Annotated in this window: 19 protein-coding genes; 8 read left to right on the top strand and 11 right to left on the bottom strand. The window is 70.1% G+C overall.

Annotated features, from left to right (window positions below; all coding sequences use genetic code 11):
• Window positions 1-123: 123 nt before the first annotated feature.
• The 4 genes from ACFQPS_RS01635 to ACFQPS_RS01620 form a co-directional block, all read right to left on the bottom strand.
• A complete protein-coding gene (locus ACFQPS_RS01635) occupies window positions 124-900 on the bottom strand; it encodes a class I SAM-dependent methyltransferase (protein ID WP_377355886.1) in 777 nt (258 codons plus the stop codon).
• A 1-nt stretch (window position 901) separates the two neighbouring features.
• Window positions 902-1,426, bottom strand: a complete 525-nt coding sequence (mlaD, locus tag ACFQPS_RS01630) for an outer membrane lipid asymmetry maintenance protein MlaD (RefSeq protein WP_377355884.1) — start codon at window positions 1,424-1,426, stop codon at window positions 902-904.
• A 68-nt stretch (window positions 1,427-1,494) separates the two neighbouring features.
• Entirely contained in the window at window positions 1,495-1,890 is a 396-nt protein-coding gene (locus ACFQPS_RS01625) for an NADH:ubiquinone oxidoreductase subunit NDUFA12 (protein ID WP_377355882.1), read from the bottom strand.
• 141 nt (window positions 1,891-2,031) lie between these two features.
• Window positions 2,032-3,099 carry a lysylphosphatidylglycerol synthase domain-containing protein gene (locus tag ACFQPS_RS01620; protein WP_377355880.1) on the bottom strand — a complete coding sequence of 356 codons (1,068 nt, stop codon included), beginning with the start codon at window positions 3,097-3,099 and terminating at the stop codon, window positions 2,032-2,034.
• A 396-nt stretch (window positions 3,100-3,495) separates the two neighbouring features.
• Here ACFQPS_RS01620 and ACFQPS_RS01615 point away from each other — a divergent pair, with 396 nt between their 5' ends.
• The 3 genes from ACFQPS_RS01615 (at window position 3,496) to ACFQPS_RS01605 (ending at window position 8,222) form a co-directional block, all read left to right on the top strand.
• A complete protein-coding gene (locus tag ACFQPS_RS01615; protein ID WP_377355878.1) occupies window positions 3,496-7,236 on the top strand; it encodes a vitamin B12-dependent ribonucleotide reductase in 3,741 nt (1,246 codons plus the stop codon).
• Window positions 7,237-7,632: 396 nt separating this feature from the next.
• The gene (locus ACFQPS_RS01610) at window positions 7,633-7,872 is read left to right on the top strand and encodes a type II toxin-antitoxin system RelE/ParE family toxin (RefSeq protein WP_465269607.1); all 240 of its coding nucleotides are present in this window, start codon (window positions 7,633-7,635) and stop codon (window positions 7,870-7,872) included.
• A complete protein-coding gene (locus ACFQPS_RS01605) occupies window positions 7,872-8,222 on the top strand; it encodes a HigA family addiction module antitoxin (RefSeq protein WP_377355876.1) in 351 nt (116 codons plus the stop codon). Before ACFQPS_RS01610 ends, ACFQPS_RS01605 begins: the two co-directional genes overlap by 1 nt.
• A gap of 66 nt (window positions 8,223-8,288) precedes the next feature.
• Here ACFQPS_RS01605 and ACFQPS_RS01600 read toward each other — a convergent pair whose 3' ends face one another.
• On the bottom strand, window positions 8,289-9,209 hold the full coding sequence (locus ACFQPS_RS01600; protein WP_377355874.1) for a thioesterase family protein: 921 nt from the start codon (window positions 9,207-9,209) through the stop codon (window positions 8,289-8,291).
• Between the two features lie 301 nt (window positions 9,210-9,510).
• Between ACFQPS_RS01600 and ACFQPS_RS01595 the strand changes: the two genes are divergently transcribed.
• Both ACFQPS_RS01595 and ACFQPS_RS01590 read left to right on the top strand, forming a co-directional pair.
• Window positions 9,511-9,705, top strand: coding sequence for a hypothetical protein (locus tag ACFQPS_RS01595; RefSeq protein ID WP_377355872.1), 195 nt, complete (start codon window positions 9,511-9,513; stop codon window positions 9,703-9,705).
• A 241-nt stretch (window positions 9,706-9,946) separates the two neighbouring features.
• Window positions 9,947-10,207 carry a hypothetical protein gene (locus ACFQPS_RS01590; protein WP_012566136.1) on the top strand — a complete coding sequence of 87 codons (261 nt, stop codon included), beginning with the start codon at window positions 9,947-9,949 and terminating at the stop codon, window positions 10,205-10,207.
• A gap of 30 nt (window positions 10,208-10,237) precedes the next feature.
• Here ACFQPS_RS01590 and ACFQPS_RS01585 read toward each other — a convergent pair whose 3' ends face one another.
• A complete protein-coding gene (locus ACFQPS_RS01585) occupies window positions 10,238-10,498 on the bottom strand; it encodes a hypothetical protein (protein WP_377355870.1) in 261 nt (86 codons plus the stop codon).
• Between the two features lie 218 nt (window positions 10,499-10,716).
• On the opposite strand from ACFQPS_RS01585, the gene ACFQPS_RS01580 reads away from it, so the two are divergent.
• Entirely contained in the window at window positions 10,717-11,181 is a 465-nt protein-coding gene (locus ACFQPS_RS01580) for a hypothetical protein (RefSeq protein WP_377355868.1), read from the top strand.
• 131 nt (window positions 11,182-11,312) lie between these two features.
• On the opposite strand, the gene ACFQPS_RS01575 is transcribed toward ACFQPS_RS01580, so the two are convergent.
• Complete coding sequence (locus tag ACFQPS_RS01575; protein ID WP_377355867.1) at window positions 11,313-11,993, bottom strand: cytochrome b/b6 domain-containing protein; 681 nt, start codon at window positions 11,991-11,993, stop codon at window positions 11,313-11,315.
• 10 nt (window positions 11,994-12,003) lie between these two features.
• Window positions 12,004-12,474, bottom strand: coding sequence for a c-type cytochrome (locus tag ACFQPS_RS01570; RefSeq protein ID WP_377355865.1), 471 nt, complete (start codon window positions 12,472-12,474; stop codon window positions 12,004-12,006).
• 253 nt (window positions 12,475-12,727) lie between these two features.
• Here ACFQPS_RS01570 and ACFQPS_RS01565 point away from each other — a divergent pair, with 253 nt between their 5' ends.
• Window positions 12,728-13,312 carry an LOG family protein gene (locus tag ACFQPS_RS01565; protein ID WP_377355863.1) on the top strand — a complete coding sequence of 195 codons (585 nt, stop codon included), beginning with the start codon at window positions 12,728-12,730 and terminating at the stop codon, window positions 13,310-13,312.
• 163 nt (window positions 13,313-13,475) lie between these two features.
• Window positions 13,476-14,693: an NADP-dependent isocitrate dehydrogenase gene (locus ACFQPS_RS01560; RefSeq protein ID WP_377355862.1), complete on the top strand. Its 1,218-nt coding sequence runs from the start codon at window positions 13,476-13,478 to the stop codon at window positions 14,691-14,693.
• Window positions 14,694-14,807: 114 nt separating this feature from the next.
• On the opposite strand, the gene ACFQPS_RS01555 is transcribed toward ACFQPS_RS01560, so the two are convergent.
• The 3 genes from ACFQPS_RS01555 to ACFQPS_RS01545 form a co-directional block, all read right to left on the bottom strand.
• Window positions 14,808-15,494: an RES family NAD+ phosphorylase gene (locus ACFQPS_RS01555; RefSeq protein ID WP_377355860.1), complete on the bottom strand. Its 687-nt coding sequence runs from the start codon at window positions 15,492-15,494 to the stop codon at window positions 14,808-14,810.
• Complete coding sequence (locus ACFQPS_RS01550; protein ID WP_377355858.1) at window positions 15,494-15,937, bottom strand: antitoxin Xre-like helix-turn-helix domain-containing protein; 444 nt, start codon at window positions 15,935-15,937, stop codon at window positions 15,494-15,496. Before ACFQPS_RS01550 ends, ACFQPS_RS01555 begins: the two co-directional genes overlap by 1 nt.
• A gap of 74 nt (window positions 15,938-16,011) precedes the next feature.
• Window positions 16,012-17,742 carry a PAS domain S-box protein gene (locus ACFQPS_RS01545; protein WP_377355856.1) on the bottom strand — a complete coding sequence of 577 codons (1,731 nt, stop codon included), beginning with the start codon at window positions 17,740-17,742 and terminating at the stop codon, window positions 16,012-16,014.
• Window positions 17,743-17,905: the final 163 nt, after the last annotated feature.

Genomic DNA, 17,905 nt, shown 5'->3' with positions numbered 1-17,905 from the left:
CCTTGTCCTCAGCTTGCCGGGTCCTCAGCTTGCCGCCCATCGGACCGGTCTGAACCCCGATTCCGGTAAAATCATGGAGGCTGTCCGCAGGCCGGCGGTCCTTTTACGTTGCACTGCCGGCGGTCAGGGTCCCGCCTTCACCGCCTGGAAGCGCAGGCGGACATAGTCGGCCCACCAGGAGCCGTCGGGCCGGTGCAGCACCGGCGCCAGCGCCGCCGTGACCTCGTCCAGAAAGGCGCCCCGCTCCGCCGCCGGCAGCCGCGCGGTGAACGCGCCGGCGAAGGTCTCCAGCCAGGCGCGCATGCCGGCCGCCAGATCGGTGGGGCGCGGGATCAGGGTGATGGAGCGCACAGCGAAACCCGCGCGGGCGAGCCGCCCGGCATAATCCTCCACCGTCGGGAAGAACCAGGGATCGGCCGCCGCCCCGTCCAGACCGCGGGCGTCCAGCGCCGCCACCAGGGCGTTCCGCACCGTCTCAACGTTGCCGGCCCCGCCCATCTCGGCCACGAAGCGGCCGCCGGGCCGCAGGGCGCGGGCGACGCCGGCGATCACCCGGTCGGGATCGCGCATCCAGTGCAGGGCGGCGTTGGAGAAGACGGCGTCGAACTCCGCCTGGAACGGCAGGTCATGGCCGTCCACCACCCGGGTGGCGAGGCCGCGCGCCGAGGCGGCGCGGACCATGTCGGGATCGGCGTCCGCCGCCACGACGGCCACGCCGCGGGCAGCCAGTTCCGCGGTCAGCGCCCCGTCGCCGCAGCCGAGGTCCAGGATGCGCTCGCCCGGGCGCGGGTCGAGCAGGTCCAGGACCGGGCGGCCCAGCTCCGCGACGATGCCGAAGTCCCGCGCGTAGCGGTCGGCATCCCAGGACTGGGCCGGGCCCGGCGGACGGGCGCCGGACACGCTACTTCCCCCCGCCGAGCAGGCCGCCCGACGGCGGTTCCGCCGGTTGCTGGCCCTGCTGGCCCCCACCTTGCTGCCCGCCCCCCTGGCCGCTGCTGAAGATGTAGCGGCCCAGCAGATCCTCCAGGTTCACCGCGGACTGGGTGTACTGGATGCGGTCGCCAGGGTTCAGCAGATCCTCCGCCCCGCCGGGCTGGAGATCGAGGAAGCGTCCGCCCAGCAGGCTCTCGCTGGCGATGATGGCCGTCGTGTCCTCCGGCAGGCGGACGGAGGTGTCCACCTCCAGGACCAGCACGGCCTGGAAGGTCTGCTTGTCCAGGTACTGGTTGACGACCGTGCCGACCCGCACGCCGCTGATGCGGACGTCCGCGCCGGGCTGCAAGCCGCCGGTGCTGGAGAAGCGGGCCTCCAGCCTGTAGCCGCTGACAGTCCGGACATTGCTGGACTGGTAAGCGAAGAAGAGGAAGAAGCCGGCCACCACGAGCACGACGGCGCCCAGCACGGTTTCGATGACGTTCCTGCGCATGCGGACTCTTCAGACGGTACGGGCCCCCGCCGGGGAGGGCCGGAAGACAGGGAAAGGGCGCTGGCGCGTCAGCTCGGCGTCCAGGGTTCGTAGTCACCCGTAGCGCGCGCCCGCTGGCCGCCCTGGAGCATGTGCCCCGGCGGCCGGTAGGCGTTCACCGTGCCGGTGCGGTTGGGCTGGTGCTCCTTCACCCAGGGCTTGTGGAAGGGGCTGTTCTCCGGCAGCGGCGCATCCATCGTGTAGTGCAGCCAGCCGTGCCATTCGGGCGGCACCTTCGTCGCCTCCGGCTCGCCGTTGAAGAGCACCCAGCGGCGGCGGCGGGTGCCGGGACGCGCCTTGCGCTCCAAGAAGTAGCGGTTGCCGAACTTGTCGGTCCCCACGAGCTGGCCGCGCCGCCAGGTCAGGACGTTGATGGCGACGTTCGCCATCCGGGTGACAAGGGAAATGCGTTCCTGCTGGGCCATGTCCTGGACAGTCCAATCCACGGGTCGGAGGTCGGGCGGCGCGAGGCGGCCCGCCGGTCGCGGCGGACTATGGCACCCCGGGGCGCCCCCGTCCACTCCGGTGCACCCGGGACGGCCGCGACCTGACCGGAAAGATGGGGATCAGGACTCCCGGTTGAAGACCCGCCGGGACAGGGCGCGCAGCGCCGCAGCCGGCCCGGAGGCCGTCTTCAGTTCCCATGCCGCCAGCAGCATGCCGGCCACGACGAGCGGCAGCACATAGTAGATGAAGCGATAGGCCAGCAGCGCGCCGAGCACGCCGCCCGCAGAGCCCTGGGCCGACAGGCCGAGCAGCAGGATCGTCTCGAACACGCCCAGACCGCCGGGGATGTGGCTGACCATGGCGACGACCAGGGCTGCACAGTAGATACCCAGGAACTCCATGAAGCTGGCGCCATGGGTCTGCGGCAGCAGAAGCCAGAGCGCGGCACCGGCGATCAGGATCTCCAGCGAGGCAATGGCGATCTGGGCCAGCATCAGCCCCGAGGACGGAAGCTGGAACGACCAGCGCCAGACCTTCACCGGCTTGCGCGTCACCTCCGCCAGCACGCAGAGCGCCAGCAGCCCCGCGAGCGTGACCCCGGCCAGCACCTGCACCAGCCATTCCGGCAGGGAGAGCAGCGAGGCCACCGGATGCGGACCCACCAGCATGCCGATGGAGCCGGTGAAGCTGACGCCCAGGGTGAAGGTGGTGGTGGAGAAGACGACGACCTTGGCGATCGTCCCCGCCGACAGGCCCGCCGCCGAATAGACCCGGTAGCGGACGGAGCCGCCGCTGATCACGGCCCAGCCGACATTGTTGGAGATCGCGTAGCCGGCGAAGCTGGCCAGCGCCACCGTGGGATAGCGGACCCGGAGGTTCAGGTACCGCAGCGCCGACACGTCGTAGAGGGTCAGCACCATGTAGCCGGCCGCAGTGAGGGCCAGGGCCTCCAGCACCTTCCAGAGCGGCAGCGCGTCGAGGTAGGCCCAGACATCCGCGACATCCACCTCATGCATGACATGGCGGACGGCCACGACGGCCAGGATGACGAGGATCACGAAGCTGGCGATGCCGGACCATGTCCTGGCCCGGGCGGACAGGGACGGCCGCGCCGTCTCCGAGCCCCCGGCCGTCGGCGTCGGTTCGGACCGGGCGGCCTCGCGGGCGGTGTCGAAGGAGGAGTCCATAATCCTATGGGGGTGAACGGGCGTGCCGCCCTGGCCGCCGCACCCTGCCATCCTTCCTTGCAGATGAAAAGCCCCGCGTGCCCCCCGTCCGTTCCGCCGCAGACGCGACTCCGGCACCACCCCGCCCGCCGCCGGTCCGGTCGCCGCGGGCCGAGGATTGCCGCGGCTTCCGGCCGGGTGGCCCCGGACCACGGCGCCCTTTCCGGGCCGAGTCCCTGTCAACCCTATAAGCGGTGTGTCCGGCCGTTTCGGGCCACAAAATCTCGTTGCCGCACGAGAACTCGTGGCTTACGCTTCCGTTACACACAGCATCTTGGGGAGGCGGTGCCGGAGGCGCTGGTCGCGCGCGGCCGTTCCCCTTTCCTGAAACGCGGATCGAGAGAGGCACGGGGCGCCATGCGATTTGAGCGACGCTTCACCACCGAGGGACAGGACGCCTACGAAGGCATCGGCTTCCGCCGCGCGACCAGCGAGATCCGCAACCCCGACGGCTCGGTCGTCTTCCAGCTCAAGGATGTCGAGGTGCCGGCCGACTGGAGCCAGGTCGCCTGCGATATCCTGGCCCAGAAGTACTTCCGCAAGGCCGGCGTGCCCGCCGCCCTGAAGCCGGTGGAGGAGAACACCGTCCCCTCCTTCCTCTGGCGCCATGTGGCGGACGAGGAGGCGCTGGCCGCCCTGCCGGCGGAGAAGCGCACGGGCAGCGAGACCTCGGCCCGGCAGGTGTTCGACCGGCTGGCCGGCACCTGGGCCTACTGGGGCTGGAAGGGCGGCTATTTCGACGGCGAGGCGGACGCCCGCGCCTTCTATGACGAGCTGCGCTTCATGCTGGCGCGCCAGATGGCGGCGCCGAACTCGCCGCAGTGGTTCAACACCGGCATCCACTGGGCCTATGGCGTCGACGGCCCCAGCCAGGGCCACTTCTACGTGGACTTCCGCACCGGCGAGCTGGTGAAGTCCGAAACCGCCTATGAGCATCCGCAGCCGCACGCCTGCTTCATCCAGTCCGTCGACGACGATCTGGTGAACGAGGGCGGCATCATGGACCTGTGGGTCCGCGAGGCGCGCCTGTTCAAGTACGGCTCCGGCACCGGCACCAACTTCTCCCGCCTGCGCGGCGAGGGCGAGAAGCTGTCCGGCGGTGGCAAGTCGTCCGGCCTGATGTCCTTCCTGAAGATCGGCGACCGCGCCGCGGGCGCCATCAAGTCGGGCGGCACCACCCGCCGCGCCGCCAAGATGGTGACGGTGGATCTCGACCACCCGGACATCGAGGCCTACATCGACTGGAAGGTGGCGGAGGAGCAGAAGGTGGCCGCGCTGGTCACCGGCTCCAAGACCGTGCGCAAGCACCTGACCCTGGTCATGGCCGCCTGCACCGAGGGCTTCGGCCCCGATGCGGAGCGCCTGGACCCGCAGAAGAACAAGGCGCTGAAGCGCGCCATCATCGCCGCGCGCAAGGCGCTGGTCCCCGAGAACTACATCCAGCGCGCCGTCCAGCTCGCCGGCCAGGGCTACACGGACTTCGACACCCGGGTGTTCGACACCGACTGGGATTCGGAAGCCTACCTGACCGTCTCCGGCCAGAATTCCAACAACTCCGTCCGCATCCCGAACGGCTTCCTGGAGGCGGTCGAGACGGATGCCGACTGGACGCTGATCCGGCGCACCGACGGCAAGCCGGCGCGGACGCTGAAGGCCCGCGCGCTCTGGGACAAGATCGCCTATGCCGCGTGGCAGTCGGCCGATCCGGGCGTGCAGTTCGACACCACCATCAACGAGTGGCACACCTGCCCGGCCTCGGGGCGGATCAACGCCTCGAACCCCTGCTCCGAGTACATGTTCCTGGACGACACGGCCTGCAATCTGGCGTCCATCAACCTGATGGAGTTCCGCCGGACGGACGGCAGCTTCGACATTCCGGCCTTCGAGCATGCCTGCCGGCTGTGGACCGTGGTGCTGGAGATCAGCGTCCTGATGGCGCAGTTCCCCTCGCGGGAGATCGCCCGGCTGTCCTACGAGTACCGCACGCTGGGCCTGGGCTTCGCCAACATCGGCGGCCTGCTGATGGCGTCGGGCATCCCCTACGACTCGGCCGAAGGGCGCGCCATCTGCGGTTCGATCACGGCGATCATGACGGGCACCGCCTATGCCACCTCCGCCGAGATGGCGCAGGAGCTGGGCCCCTTCCCCGGCTACGCGCAGAACCGCGAGGCGATGCTGCGGGTCATCCGCAACCACCGCCGCGCCGCCCACGGCGCCCGCTCGGGCTATGAGGATCTGTCGGTGCTGCCGGTGGCGCTGCGCGCCGACGACATCCCGGACGGCGATCTGATGGACGCGGCGAAGGCCGCCTGGGACAGGGCGCTGGCGCTGGGCGAGGCGCACGGCTTCCGCAACGCGCAGGCCACGGTGCTGGCCCCGACCGGCACCATCGGGCTGGTGATGGACTGCGACACCACCGGCATCGAGCCCGACTTCGCGCTGGTGAAGTTCAAGAAGCTGGCCGGCGGCGGCTACTTCAAGATCATCAACCGCGCCGTGCCGGAGGCCCTGTCCCGGCTGGGCTACGCGCCCGAGGAGATCACCCGCATCGAGCGCTACGCGGTCGGCCACGGCACGTTGCAGGGCGCGCCCGGCATCGACCACGACAAGCTGCGGGCCAAGGGCTTCGGCGACGCCGAACTGGAGAAGCTGGAAGCGGCTCTGGGCTCCGCCTTCGACATCAAGTTCGCCTTCAACCGCTGGACCTTCGGCGAGGCGTTCTGCACCGAGACGCTGGGCATTCCGCAGGCGGCGCTGGACGATTTCGGCTTCGACATGCTGGCCTTCCTGGGCTTCGCCAAGGCCGAGATCGAGGCCGCCAACGTCTACTGCTGCGGGGCGATGACGCTGGAGGGCGCGCCGGGCCTGAAGGACGAGCACCTGCCGGTGTTCGACTGCGCCAGCCCGTGCGGCAAGATCGGCAAGCGCTACCTCTCCACCCAGAGCCACATCCGCATGATGGCGGCGGCGCAGCCCTTCATCTCGGGCGCCATCTCCAAGACCATCAACATGCCCAACCACGCCAGCGTGGACGAGTGCAAGGACGCCTATCTGCTGTCCTGGCGCCTGGGCCTGAAGGCGAACGCACTCTACCGCGACGGCTCGAAGCTGAGCCAGCCATTGAACGCGCAGGTGCTGGAGGAGGACGAGGAGGAGACGGCCGAGGAGGAGACGCTGGTCGAGCGCATCGTCGAGGCCCCGGCCGCGGCGCGCGCGCCCCTGATCGCCGAGCGCATCGTCGAGCGGGTGGTGGAGAAGGTGATCCGCCAGACCGAGCGGGAGAAGCTGCCGCACCGGCGCAAGGGCTACACCCAGAAGGCCATGGTCGGCGGGCACAAGGTCTATCTGCGCACCGGCGAGTACCAGGACGGCCGGCTGGGCGAGATCTTCATCGACATGCACAAGGAGGGCGCCGCCTTCCGGTCGATGATGAACAACTTCGCCATCGCCGTGTCGCTGGGCCTCCAGTACGGCGTGCCGCTGGAGGAGTATGTGGAGGCCTTCACCTTCACCCGCTTCGAGCCGTCGGGCATGGTCCAGGGCAACGACGCCATCAAGATGGCGACCTCCATCCTGGACTACGTGTTCCGCGAGCTGGCGATCTCCTACCTCGGCCGCAACGATCTGGCGCACGCCACGCCGGAGGACCTGCTGCCCGACACGATGGGCCGCGGCGAGCGCCAGGCCGAGCTGCCGGAGTCCGCCGCGCGGGTGACGAAGGAGACGCTGGACGTGGTGGCGCGCGTCGCCAGCACGGGCTATGTCCGCTCCAACCTGCGCGTGCTGCCCGGCGGGGCCGCCGGCAAGGCGGTGCAGGCGTTCGAGAGCGTCGCGGCCCCCGTCGCCTATGCCGCCACCGGCACGGAGACGGCCCGCCCGGCCACCGCCTTCGCCGGCGGCGGCACGACGACGACCACCACCACGACCGTCCACTACCACCGGGAGAGCAGCAGCGACGCCCGGCTGGAGAGGGTCAAGGAGGCCCGCGCCAAGGGCTATGAGGGCGATCCCTGCCCCGAATGCGGGAACATGACCCTGGTGCGCAACGGCACCTGCCTCAAGTGCGATACCTGCGGCTCGACGACCGGCTGTAGCTGAGCCCCGCGCCAGCCGGAGCGTTCCTGCCTTCACCCCGGGCGCGGCCTGACCGCCGCGCCCGGGGTTTCTTCTGTCCGGAGGGAGGCGGATTATCCGCACCCTGCGCGCAGACGATGGGGGACGCCTGAAAGTCTTCCCGTATTTCTCATAGTCTTTCCAGACACGGATGAACACGGATGCCGGCGGCGCCGGCCCACGGATGGACACGGGAAAGACGAAAGACACAATCCGCGTTCATCCGTGAAGATCCGTGTTCATCCGCGTTTCAGGGCGCCTCTTTGCGCCGACCTTGCCGCCGGACTATGTACGCTTGACGTACACAGGAGCGCACGGCATCCTCCCTCCATAATCCTCTCCTTCGCCGACCGACGGACGGCAGCCCTGTTCAAGGGACTGGTGCCGAAAGGCGTTCCGGCCGACGTTGCTTCCGTCGCCAAGCGGAAGCTGGACCAGATCGACGCGGCGGCGACATTGCAGTTCCTGCGCGCCCCTCCCGGAAACAGGCTGGAAGCGCTGAAGGGATCGCGGAAGGGGCAGCACTCGGTCCGGGTCAACGACCAGTGGCGGATCTGTTTCCGCTGGAGCGGGCAGCATGCCGAGGACGTGGAATTCTGCGACTATCACGGGGGTCGATGATGAGCATCCGCCGCGAGGACCTGGACGACCTCGACCTTACCGATCTGGTGGAACCCGGCGCCGGCCGCATCGCGCCGATCCATCCCGGCACGACACTTCTGGAGGACTATCTGCGGCCGCTGGGGATGAGCGCCTATGCCCTGGCGCGGGCCATCGAGGTGCCGCCCAACCGGATCAGCGAAATCGTGAAGGGCCGTCGGGAAATCACGGCCGACACGGCCCTGCGGCTGGCCCGGTACTTCGGCACCGACGCCCAGAGCTGGCTGAACCTCCAGACCGCCTTTGACCTGTGCCGCGCCCGGGCGGACCTGGCCGGCTCGCTGGAGCGCATCCGGCCACGGGCGGCCTGACACTCCCCCTCCCCCGGCCCTGTCCGACGGCCCTGCACCTGAGACCGGGCAACGCCCGGCCCCGGCCTACCCGAAGATCCCCACCGACTGCCGGTGGAGCGCCAGCAGGCGGCCGTCGGCGGACCAGCTCGCCATGGCCTGACCGCTGAAGCCGCCGCCGCCATGGTCGGCGCTGCTGCGGGTCAGGACCCAGCCGGGGCCGGCATCCTCGCCCGCCGGGTCGGCCCCCGTCGCGACGGGCAGCACGGCCGGAGCCGGCCCCGCCGCCGGCAGGCCGCCGGGGAAGTCGATGAACCAGGTCAGGCTCGCCACCGGCACCAGCCCGCGCAGCCGGGCCGAGGCGGCCGGCGGCAGCACGTCCAGCGCGGCGATCAGGCCGGCCTCGCTGGTCCGTGCCGCCGGGTCGTGGTGGCGGGTCCACCACTCGATCTCCGCCTCGGCGCCGCCGCCGAAGGGCACGCCGCGCACCACCCGCACGTCGAACTGCCCGAGGAAGACCGGCCCCATGCCGCGCAGCGGCGGCAGGCGCATGCCGGCGGCGGGGTCGGGCAGGGACGCGCGCCGCGGCGACTCCAGGGTCAGACGGGACTCGCGCTCCGGCCCGAAGCAGGCGGTCAGGCTGGCCGCCACCTCCTGCCCGCCGCCGGTGACGACGGTCGCCTCGATGAAGCTGGCCGTGCGGCCCCGGCGCAGCGGCCGGACCTGGATGTCGATCTCCCCCAGCGCCGGGCCGATGAAGGCCATGGTGAGGGAACGCAGGGGAGCCGCCTCCCCCGTCTCCCGCCGGATCGCCTCGACGCAGAGCGCCGTGACCAGCCCGCCGAAGCCGGCGCGGCCCTGGCTCCAGTTCGGCGGCACCGGCACCCGACAGCCGGACGGCCCCGGCGCCAGGGCGGCCAGGATGTCGCCGAGCCAGGGGCGCTCCGGCGCGGCGGAGTCGTCGGGGGCGGGCCTGCCAGGATGGCTGTCGGGAGGGCTGTCGGTCACGCGGGGTCGTCTCCGGAGCGGAAGGGAAGGACGGCAGTGTAGCCGCGCGCCGGCGCCGGTCGCCGTTCCGGCCACAAGCCCATCCGCCCTGCGGACCCGGGCCCGCGAGGGGAAAGGACGGGCGGTATTGCGGAGCATTTCCGCATCTTCGGGCCTGAAATGCGCAAAAGCAGGGTCAGAACCCGGCCCGGCTCTGCTTGTTGAGGTCCCCGGCGATGACCATCTGTAGATGACCGTCATTGCTTGCGGGGCCGGTCCGGCGCCCCGCCGGCAACTTGCACCGCCGGCACAGAGAAGCCCCATGCCCTCTAAGACCGCCCACGATCCCGTCCAGCGCCAGGCCGACGCCCTGCTCCGGCTGTGGGGGGTGGGCGCGGCGGACACCGCCCGGCGCTATCTCGCGGAAGCGGAGAAGACCCGCAAGGCTGACCGCATCCAGTACTGGCAGCAGGTTCTGGAGATGCTGTCCCCCAGCCCGCCCCCCCGGGAGGCCTGAGCCACCCTTTCTCCCATCCGAAAGGCCGCGTCCTGCGGCACACTGATCTGGCGGCCGGTCGGCGATGACCGGCGGGTGCACGGGTGTGTCTTCTGCGGGCCGGCAGGGCTGCCTCTGGAAATCGGCAGTCCACGGCAGGACGGCAGCCTGTTATCAGGGCTGCCCCGCGCCCTGTCCCTGTCCGGACGGAAGGCTGGCGCGCGCGGACGAGCGGGCGATCAGTCGAAGAAGGAATACCGGAATGTCGAACCTCCACAAACGTGCCATGGAAGCGGTGTTGCAGGCAGCCGAGATGGATGTGCTGGGCAGCCTGGAGGAGCGGGAGATCCGCGACCGCCACAGCGAGGAGGGCGACGAAGCCGTGCTGGACGTGGCGATCCTGCACGCCTACCGGGTCTTCGTGCGCATCTGCGAGAACCAGGGCCTGACGGCGGACGGCTGGCTGTTCGCCGACCTTGCCGGCGAACTGGCCGAGGAGATGGCGCAGGAGGAGCAGGCCTGATCCGGACCGCCGGCCCCCGGCGACGGCGGTTCAGCCGTCGTCGTCGGGGTCGCGGCGGGTCTGATCCAGCAGGCCGGACGGGGCCGGCAACAACCGTAAGGACAGGTTGAGCCTGTCCACGTGTTGCGCCACGATGGCGAGTGCCTGACGATCGAGCATGTCGTCGGCATCGACGGCGAAACAGTCGAGTTCCGGATAGCGCCGGTGCATCTCGTTCACCAGCCTGACCATGCGGACCACCGCCTTGGCGAGGGGGGCCGGCAGATCGGTGAGGTCGGGATAGGGGATCATGCCTCTGTCCAAGGGCATCGGACGCTGCGCTCCCCCGCAGGGCCGCAAGGGTAGCCCGGGCGGGAAGCGCCGGACGCTGCATGGACCAGTGTTAAGCACACGTTTCCAGACGGGCCGCCGGGTCCGGAGCCGGCCTCTGCGGACGGCGAAAGAACTGGACCGGAACAGCCGGTACGGTTAGGTACGGATGACCCTCTGAGTGGAGCACGGGCGAGGCCATGGGCGTGACGCAGTCGCTGGAATCGGTCGCCAAGCTGGCGCTGGAGGTGACCAAGGGCGGGCTGCCGCTCGGACCGGGGGCGCTCAGCGTCAACGACGACGGCATCGTCGAGATCAGGCGGCCGCCGCCGGCTTCCCGCCACCATTTCCGCCTGGACGGGCTGCTGTTCCATGTCTCCGTGACGCCGGACGCGGACCGGACCCTGTTCCAGATCTGGGCCGAGATCGGCTACCTGCCCTATTCCATCGAGGCGCCGGAGAAGCGGCAGACCCTGTTCACCCTGCTGCGCGCCACCAGCCATCTGCGCAAGGCGCGCTTCGTGGTGGACGAGAAGCAGAAAATCCTGGTGCTGGGCCAGCGCGAACTGCCCGGCCACATGACCCTGACGGACCTGATGTACGAGGCCGTCCAGTTCCTCCAGGAAGCGCGCCCCTATCTGCGGGTGTTCGGCCAGTATCTCTGATCCCAGCATTTCTGATACGCGGTTCTGCTCTGATACGCGGTTCTGCCCGGCGACGGGGCCGGCGCTGACGACGACGGAAAAAGAAACGGGGGACGGCGTGCCGTCCCCCGTCGGCGTTTCAGGCGCCCGGTTCAGCCGAGGCCGACCAGGACCCAGACCACGACCGCCGCGGCCGCCGCCACCAGCAGCGCCCGCCAGGGCGAGGCGATGCGCGGGGCCGGCACGTCGCCCGGCAGGTCCACCCAGCCGGTGAGCATCGGCTCGATCAGGTCGCGCCGCTTCACCACGGCGTAGAAGACGATGGCCGAGACATGCACGACCACCATGATCTGCAACAGGGTGAAGTTGACCTCGTGGATGGTCTCCAGCAGGTCCTCGGTCCGGGAGCTGACCAGATGGTTCAGCGGCGCGTCCACCACGAAGATGTCGCCACCGCTGAGGAACAGGCCCGTGCCGACCTGCACCGTGACCAGCACCAGCAGCGCCACCACGGCCCAGGCCCCCAGCGGGTTGTGTCCGACATGGACCTCCGCCGGGCCGGGCCGCAGCAGGCTGCGGACATGCTCCACCGCCACCATCGGGTTGCGGATGAAGCTGCTGAACCGCGATGTCTCGCTACCGACCAGCCCCCAGGCGAGGCGGAACAGGATCAGGCCCAGCGCCCCGTAGCCGAACAGCAGGTGCTGTTCGAGCTGGTCGGTTTCAGCCGTCCACCACGCGCCGAGCAGGCAGGTGAGCAGCACCCAGTGGAAAAGCCGCGTGGCCCCGTCCCAGACGGTGACCATCCGCGACGCCTTCTCCGTTTCCGCCATCACCGGTCCCTCAGTCCTCGTGGTAGGCTTCGTGGCAGGACTTGCAGGTCTCGTAGAGCGCCCCGAACTGCTTGCCGATCGCCGCGCGGTCGCCGGTGTCCGCGACCTTGACCAGCAGTTCGGCCTGCTGACCCATGGCCTGGAAGCCCTTGGCGAACTTCTCCATCTCCGTCCAGATCGCGGCCTTGGCCTCGCTCTTGCCGAAGCCGACGGCCGTGCCCTCCGGCCACAGGCCCTCGAACTTCGGACCCGTCGTGACGACCGTCTCGGCCGCCGTCTTCACATCCGCCGCCGTGCCCTTGCCGTCCTTGACGAAGGCCTGGATCGACTTCATCGCCCCGCCAATCTCCTTCATCTGCGACTGGCGCTGCTTGACCGCATCCGCGGGGTCCTGGGCCGCGGCGGTGCCGACGGCCGCCACGGCGACCAACCCGGCGGACAGCAGGGCGCTCTGGAAAAGCTTGGAGATCGGACGCTTCATTTGCTCATTTCCTCTCGATCCTGTCAGGGAAGCCAGCCGTTCCGCCTTGTGGAAGGGGTCGGCGATGGTGTAACGGGCTTGGACCGGCCCATCGGACGGCCCAAGAGTGCCCGCGCCCCCGGTGTGACGCAAGCCGTCCCCACCCCGTTCGATCGGGGGGGCAGGCCTGCGGCGACGGGCGCGCCGGAGAACCGCCGATGGACGCAACCGCGCCGATGACGGCATCGGCGTCCGCATCGACAAGGGAAGGCGAATGTCCACCATCCGGTCCGTCTGCGTCTACTGCGGGTCTTCAGGTCAGGTCGCGGACACCTACAAGCAGGCGGCACACGATCTGGGGCGGCGCATCGGCGCAGCGGGACTGCGCCTCGTCTACGGCGGCGGTCGCGTCGGCCTGATGGGGATCACGGCCGATGCTGCCCTTGCCGAGGGCGGCGAGGTGGTGGGGATCATTCCCGAGCACATCCAGGCTCTGGAGGTTGACCACACCGGCCTCACGGAACTGCATGTGGTGGACAGCATGCATACCCGCAAGGCCATGATGGTTTCTCGGTCCGATGCCTTCGTGATTCTGCCGGGCGGACTCGGCACCCTGGACGAGGCGTTCGAGATCATCACCTGGCGGCAGCTCCGCCTGCACGACAAGCCGATCATCATCGTCGACGTGGACGGCTACTGGGCGCCGTTGCGCGCGCTGCTGACGCATATCCGCGAGACCGGCTTCGGCCGGATGGAGATCGAGCGGCTCTACACTTTCGTGGACCGGGTGGAGGACGTGCTGCCGGCCCTGGCGGTGGCGCCTGTCCCGACGGTGGAGGCGCACGTCGCCCGCCTCTGAACGGGCGCACCGGAGCGACCGGACGGGACCCGCGGGACTGCACCTTTGGACAGGGTGCGGCGGGGCCAGGTGCGGTTGCACCGGGGGTCCTGTTAGGCTCTTATGTCGCAACGCCGGCAACGATCCGGCGTCTGGATAACGGAAGCCGGGAGAGGCCCGCACCATGCCGAAGATCAAGGTCGCCAATCCGATCGTCGAACTCGACGGCGACGAGATGACGCGCGTCATCTGGCAGTTCATCAAGGACCGCCTGATCCTGCCCTATCTCGACGTCGACCTGAAATACTACGATCTCGGCATCGAGAACCGGGACGCGACGGACGACCGGGTGACGGTCGAGGCGGCCGAGGCGATCAAGCAGTACGGCGTGGGCGTGAAGTGCGCGACCATCACGCCGGACGAGGCGCGGGTCAAGGAATTCAACCTGAAGGAGATGTGGAAGTCCCCCAACGGGACCATCCGTAACATCCTGGGCGGCACCGTCTTCCGCGAACCGATCATCTGCAAGAACGTGCCGCGGCTGGTGCCGGGCTGGACCCAGCCGATCGTGATCGGCCGCCACGCCTTCGGTGACCAGTACCGCGCCACCGACTTCATCATCCCGGCGGCCGGGCGGCTGTCCATCACCTTCACCAGCCGCGACGGCACCAGCAACATCCGCCACACGGTGTTCGACTTCGACGGCCCGGGCATCGCCATGGGCATGTACAACGTGGACGAGTCGATCCGCGGCTTCGCGCGCGCCTGCTTCAACTACGGGCTGCTGCGCAACTACCCGGTCTACCTCTCGACCAAGAACACGATCCTCAAGGCCTATGACGGGCGCTTCAAGGACCTGTTCCAGGAGGTGTTCGACGCCGAGTTCGCCGAGGCGTTCAAGGCCAAGGGCCTGACCTACGAGCACCGGCTGATCGACGACATGGTCGCGTCGGCGCTGAAATGGTCGGGCAACTTCCTCTGGGCCGCGAAGAACTATGACGGCGACGTGCAGTCCGACCTCGTGGCGCAGGGCTTCGGCAGCCTGGGCCTGATGACCTCGGTGCTGATGACGCCGGACGGCCGCACCATCGAGGCGGAGGCCGCGCACGGCACCGTGACCCGCCACTTCCGCGACCACCAGAAGGGCAAGCCGACCAGCACCAACCCGATCGCCAGCATCTTCGCCTGGACCCAGGGCCTGTCCTACCGCGGCAAGTTCGACCAGACGCCGGAGGTCACCCTGTTCGCCAAGACGCTGGAGAGGGTCTGCGTGGAGACGGTGGAGGCCGGCTTCATGACCAAGGACCTGGCCCTGCTGATCGGCCCGGAGCAGCCCTGGATGACCACCCAGGACTTCCTGGCGAAGCTGGACGACAATCTGAAGCTGGCGATGGGCTACTGACCCCGGCGGGCGCCGCTGCCCCATCCGCGATGTCCTGTCCAGACCCCCCGGAGGCCCGGCCTCCGGGGGTTTTCCATGGCCGCGCCGCCCGGAGAGGCGCCGGGCGTTCTCCGCTCAGTCCGTCACCGCGTCCCAGGTGGGCGTGCGCCCGCCGGCCCAGGTGACCCGCAGCACCCGGCCCGGCGCCACCGACTGGACGGCATGGGGGAACAAGGCGACGAGGCAGGTGCCACCCGGATGCCGCACGGAGGGGTAGACGACGCCGTTGCGCCCCTCCGCCCGCAGTGTCTCCGCCAGGGCATTGCCCGCCGGGTATCCCACGGCGGGATCGGGATCGAGGCAGACCGGGACCGGGACGATGCCGCGGAGATCGCAGAACTCCCCGGCGAAGGAGGCGAACAGCTCCGCATACTCCACCACCGCGCGGAAGTCCCCGACCCGCTCCAGCTCGCGCGTCAGATGGAAGATGACCTCGGCCAGACAGGTCTCGACCGCGAAGGCCGCGTACCACGCCCCGCGGCCCGGCCCGTTGAAGCGGTTCAGGTCGCGCGGACGCCAGTAGGAGAAGGCAGCGTTGATGAAAAGGGCCTGCGGAAGGCCGGCGACGAACTCCGCGCTGCCGATGCCGTCCGCCCCGCGGGCCTGCGCCATGATCCGACCGCTGGTCGCGCCCTCGATCTCGGCCAGATCGTCCTCCATGTCCGCTGGCACGAGGCCCCGCAGCACCGGATCGCGGAGCCGGGCGCTGGCCACCAGCCGCACCGTCCGCTCCAGCGCGAGGCGACGCACGGGCGGCGTCATCAGAGCCCGCCGCGCAGGGCATCGACGTGACGGCGCACCTCCAGCATCAGGGGGATGCCTCCTTCGACCATGGCGTCGATGGGGGTCTGTCCGGCGAACAGCGGCCCCCGGTTCCGCAGCCGCGGCCAGCGGTCGGCCATGGTGTCCGCGAAGAGAAGGTGCAGGCCCTTGTGGAGACCGACGAGGGCCGAGACCCTGTAGAGCTGGTCCTGACTGAGATTCTGGGTCCAGGCGCCTGTCCTGATCCTGTCCCAGGTGCTTTCCGACACCCCGAGAAGGGCGGCCGCCTCCGGGCGGGACAGGGTCCAGGTTTCCGCCAGACGCCGCATGGCCTCCAGCGAGGCCGGGGTCAGGCGGGCGCGGTCCGAGGGATCGGCAAAGGTCTGCTGCCGGGGCCGCGAGGTCGGCAGGCGGTCGTCCGAGGTCTGCGCAAGCGGTGGCATCGTGCCCTCCGGTCGTGATCCCCGGGCACCACCATATCATCAGATGATGATTTCCGCTTCATCATCTGATGGCACTACCCCCGCTCCCCACCGCCCTCGTCATGGGTGAGCGGCAGGACGATCTCGCAGAGAAGGCCCTGCGGGCGCCAGTCCTGGCGCAGGGTGCCGCCGAGCTGGCCGCGAATGCTGCGGACCAGCAGGGAGGAGCCGAAGCCGCTGCGCCGGGGTGGGCCGGCGACCGGGGGGCCACCGCTCTCCTCCCAGACAAGGCGGAGCGCGCGGCCGCCGCCTGCAAGATCCCAGCGCAGATCGACCCGGCCGTCCGGGCTGGACAGGGCGCCGTGCTTGGCCGCGTTGGTCGCCAGTTCGTGCAGCGAGAGCGACACCGCCTGGATGTAGTCGGCCGGCAGATCGACCGCGGGGCCGGCCATGCGGACGCGGCCCGCATAGGGCTCCAGCTCCTCCCCCGCCAGCCCGGCGAGATCGCCGCCCAGCCAGCGGTTGGCCGCCAGCAGCGAATGCGCCCGCGCCATGGCGGAGACGCGGCCCGTCACCGCCTCCTTGAATGCCGCCACGCTGTCGGCCGAGGTCAGCCCGACCAGGGCCTGGACCACGGCGAGCGCGTTCTTGGCGCGGTGGTCCACCTCGCGCATCAGCAGGGCCCGCGCCTCCTCAAGCTGGCGGCGCTCGGTGATGTCCATGATCGACCCGATCAGGCCCAGGAAGTCGCCCCCCGCCGACAGCCGCGGCACGGCCACGTTCATGGCCCAGCGATAGCGGCCGTCCCGGTGCCGGAGGCGGTATTCCTGGCGGAAGGCCCGCTGCCCGGCAACGGCCCCCGCCAGGGCCTGCCGCGCCGTCGGCGCATCGTCGGGGTGCAGGGCGGCCAGCCAGCCGAACCCGGCGGCGGCATCCTCGTCCTGCCCCGTGGTCTCGCGCCAGCCCCGGCTCATGTAGGTGCAGGCGCCGTCGGGAGCGGCCATCCAGATGGTGACCGGGGCGCTGTCGGCGAGCACGCGGAAGCGCGCCTCGCTCTCCGCCAGCGCCTGTTCCGCCCGCTTGCGGGCCGTGATGTCGGTGGAGATGCCGCCGACTGCGACGATCCGGCCGGCCGCGTCGCGCAAGGGGAACTTGGCCGAGATGTAGGTGCGGCGGCCGTCGGCGAAGTCGGCCTCCTCCTCCGCCTCCAGCGGTTCGCCCGTCGCGGCCACCCGGCGGTCGTTCAGGGTCCAGTCCACCTCATGGCCGAACCGGTCGCGGTCAGTCAGCCCCAGCAGCGCGTCGAGGGAGGAAAAACCGAACAGGTCGAGATAGGCGCGGTTCGCCAGGATGTAACGGCCCTGGAGGTCCTTGGCGAAGATCAGGCTGGAGGAATGGTCGATGAAGCTGCGGAAGCGCGCCTCGCTCTCCACCAGATCGCGGGCGGCCGTCCTGGTGCCGGTGATGTCCACCGTGAAGCCGACGACCCGCAGGGACCCGTCCGGCAGGACGACCCCTTCCCCCGCCAAGCGCAGCCAGCGCACCCCGCCGTCGGGCAGCATCACCCGGAAATCGCACAGGCAGACGCCGCCGGGCCGGCACGCCTCGGCGAAGCGCCGCCGCACACGGGGACGGTCGCGCCGATGGATGGCATCGAGGATGTCACGGACGCTGGCGGTGGCCGGCAGGCCGAACAGCTCCAGCACGCCGGGCGGACCCGTGGCCGCCCAGGTCGCGGGGTCGATCTGCCATGCCTGAAGCCCGCCGCAGGCCTGCGCGAGCCGGACCCGGGCCGCGGTGACCGGATCGCCGGCCTCTGTGGACACGGCCTGACCCCTGCCAGCCGCAAAGGCCGGCCGATCCGCCGGGAGCGGCGGAAGCGTCCGTCTGATCATACCAAAGGACAAGGAACCCGCCTGCCGTCCGCCCCCCAGGAATCCCCCTAGTCCTATACGAGGATGCCGCCGGACCAAACTGAGACGAAGGGCA

Source organism: Rhodocista pekingensis (assembly GCF_042665545.1).
In the GTDB taxonomy this organism is placed as follows: Bacteria; Pseudomonadota; Alphaproteobacteria; order Azospirillales; family Azospirillaceae; genus Rhodocista; species Rhodocista pekingensis.
Note: the sequence above shows the minus strand (reverse complement) of the source record. Positions and strands in the feature narration are given on the sequence as shown.